Raw genomic sequence first — 3,446 nt, 5'->3', positions numbered from 1 at the left:
TCGAGCCGGTTGAACACGGGCGCCATGGTGATCGCGATAAAGGCGAGGAAGATTTGCGATTTGGTGTCCAGCGCCCGAATCGCGCCCTCGTATAACTTGATCACGGCGTCGGATGCATGTGCCATCGGGCTGTCCGCAGGTCGATTCGGGTCTCAACTTTCATTCCGCTCGGACCACTCTGCCCGGCCTGGGGTTTTGGTCAAGCCCTCACGTAGAGCCGGCCGCAGCCGCAGGGGGTGCCGGCGGCGCAGACAGCGCGCACACGCGAACGCAAACGCAAACGCAAAAACGGCCGGCCCGGTCAGGCCTGCTTGCAACAGCAATTGATTGGGGGGAACATCGCAGAGAGATACAATCAGGACCTTGCTAGGTTTGGCGATGACCTACTCTCCCACGTCTTAAGACGCAGTACCATCGGCGCTAAGGCACTTAACGGCCGGGTTCGGAATGGAGCCGGGTGTTTTGCTCTCGCTATGATCACCAAACCAAGAAAAGTCCTGAGATGTCCAAGTCGTACACTGCGGTGTATGCTTTCGATCGCGTAACGCCAGAACCTGGCTATTACTGGATCAAATCAAGCCTATCGGGCAATTAGTACCGGTCAACTGAACGCGTTACCGCGCTTACATCTCCGGCCTATCGACGTGGTGGTCTACCACGGCCCTCAGGGATACCTTGTTTTGAGGGGGGCTTCCCGCTTAGATGCCTTCAGCGGTTATCCTGTCCGATCATAGCTACCCTGCACTGCCGTTGGCACGACAACAGGTCCACCAGTGGATCGTTCACCCCGGTCCTCTCGTACTAGGGGCAACTCCTCTCAAGTATCCTACACCCACGGCAGATAGGGACCGAACTGTCTCACGACGTTCTAAACCCAGCTCACGTACCTCTTTAAACGGCGAACAGCCGTACCCTTGGGACCTGCTCCAGCCCCAGGATGAGATGAGCCGACATCGAGGTGCCAAACACTGCCGTCGATATGGACTCTTGGGCAGTATCAGCCTGTTATCCCCGGCGTACCTTTTATCCGTTGAGCGATGGCCCTCCCACTTGGGACCACCGGATCACTATGGCCGTCTTTCGACTCTGCTCGACTTGTCAGTCTCGCAGTCAGGCTGGCTTCTGCCATTGCACTCAACGAGCGATTTCCGACCGCTCTGAGCCAACCTTCGCGCGCCTCCGTTACGCTTTAGGAGGCGACCGCCCCAGTCAAACTACCCGCCACGCAGGGTCCCGGATCCGGATAACGGACCGCGGTTAGACATCAAGAGTGCGAAGGGTGGTATCTCAAGGGTGGCTCCACCGAAACTGGCGTTCCGGTTTCAAAGCCTACCACCTATCCTGCACATCACAATCCTGATGCCAGTGCGAAGCTGTAGTAAAGGTGCACGGGGTCTTTCCGTCTAACCGCGGGAAGCCTGCATCTTGACAGGCAATTCAATTTCGCTGAGTCGATGTTGGAGACAGCGGGGAAGTCGTTACGCCATTCGTGCAGGTCGGAACTTACCCGACAAGGAATTTCGCTACCTTAGGACCGTTATAGTTACGGCCGCCGTTTACCTGGGCTTCAATTCAGAGCTTGCACCCCTCCTTTTAACCTTCAGGCACCGGGCAGGCGTCAGACCCTATACGTCGTCTTGCGACTTCGCAGAGCCCTGTGTTTTTAGTAAACAGTCGCCACCCCCTGGTTTGTGCCCCCAGCCAATACTTGCGTAGAAACTGGGCCTCCTTCTCGCGAACTTACGGAGGTATTTTGCCGAGTTCCTTCAACATCGTTCTCTCAAGCGCCTTGGTATTCTCTACCAGTCCACCTGTGTCGGTTTAGGGTACGGTCTGGTGTGGGGCTATTTCCAGGAACTGATCAGCGGCCCACCCAATCCGATAAGGGTGAACAACCTTCACAATCCGTCACATCCCACTGGCCCAGGAATATTAACCTGGTTCCCATCGACTACGCATTTCTGCCTCGCCTTAGGGGCCGGCTTACCCTGCTCAGATTAGCTTTAAGCAGGAACCCTTGGACTTTCGGCGACAGTGTCTCTCACACTGTTTGTCGCTACTCATGTCATCATTCTCGCTAGTGATCTCTCCACCGGATCGCTCACGCGCCGGCTTCACAGAAAGCTCCGCGTCTCCAACACGCCCGAAGGCGCTAAGGAGACATGGAACTATGTCACACTACGCTCCGCTACCATGCCTTACGGCATCCTCAGCTTCGGCTCATGGCTTGAGCCCCGTTACATCTTCGCCGCAGGACAACTTGATTAGACCAGTGAGCTGTTACGCTATCTTTAAAGGATGGCTGCTTCTAAGCCAACCTCCTGGTTGTTTTGGTCGTCCCACCTGCTTTCCCACTTAGCCATGAATTGGGGGCCTTAGCTGGAGGTCAGGGTTGTTTCCCTCTCCACTACGGGCGTTAGCACCCGCAGTGTGTCTGCCATCTAGTACTCCCGGGTATTCGGAGTTTGGTTAGGATCAGTAAGCCTGTGGGGCCCCATTACCCATCCAGTGCTCTACCCCCCGGGGTATTCGGATGACGCTCTACCTAAATAGATTTCGCGGAGAACCAGCTATCTCCGAGTTTGATTGGCCTTTCACCCCTAGGCACAGCTCATCCCGATCCTTTTCAACGGATGTGGGTTCGGCCCTCCAGTAAGTGTTACCTTACCTTCAGCCTGGCCATGCCTAGATCACTCGGTTTCGGGTCTGATCCATCTAACTCAACGCCCTATTAAGACTCGCTTTCGCTGCGCCTACACCTATCGGCTTAAGCTTGCTAGATAGACCAAGTCGATGACCCATTATACAAAAGGTACGCCGTCAGGACGCGAGGTCCCTCCGACTGATTGTAGGCGTTCGGTTTCAGGTACTGTTTCACTCCCCTCGTCGGGGTGCTTTTCACCTTTCCCTCACGGTACTGGTTCGCTATCGGTCAGTAAGGAGTACTTAGCCTTCGGGGGTGGTCCCCCGATCTTCAGACAGGATTTCACGTGTCCCGCCCTACTTAATACGTCCTATCATGCTTCATATACGGGACTGTCACCCACTATGGTTGGCCTTTCCAGACCATTCTATTCACACTCAAGGCTCGGCTGGTCCCCGTTCGCTCGCCGCTACTAGGGGAGTCTCTATTGATGTCCTTTCCTCCGGGTACTTAGATGTTTCAGTTCCCCGGGTTTGCTCTTAAAACCCTATGTATTCAGGTTAAAAGTACCTGTTTCAGCTCATTATTAGCTGCCCGAAGGCAATAATAACAAACTGTCAGGTGGGTTGCCCCATTCGGAGATCCGGGGATCAAAGCCTATTCTCGGCTCCCCCCAGCTTATCGCAGAGTATCACGTCCTTCATCGCCTCTTACTGCCAAGGCATCCACCAAACGCCCTTCTCGCGCTTGATTTGATCCAGAAAAAGCAAGGCTCGCGCCCAGCGCGGCCCCGGGCTGGTTC

The 3,446-nt window shown here is 55.3% G+C and carries 2 rRNA genes; both read right to left on the bottom strand.

The window, feature by feature from the left end:
• Positions 1 to 370: 370 nt before the first annotated feature.
• Positions 371 to 485: ribosomal RNA gene (gene rrf / locus CVM52_RS22835) — 5S ribosomal RNA — on the bottom strand.
• Between the two features lie 85 nt (positions 486 to 570).
• A 23S ribosomal RNA gene (locus CVM52_RS22830) occupies positions 571 to 3,397 on the bottom strand.
• Positions 3,398 to 3,446: the final 49 nt, after the last annotated feature.

It is taken from the genome of Pseudooceanicola lipolyticus (assembly GCF_002786325.1).
GTDB classification, from domain to species: Bacteria; Pseudomonadota; Alphaproteobacteria; order Rhodobacterales; family Rhodobacteraceae; genus Pseudooceanicola_C; species Pseudooceanicola_C lipolyticus.
The sequence above is the reverse complement of the archived record's forward strand: the minus strand, read 5'-3'. Positions and strand labels throughout refer to the sequence as shown.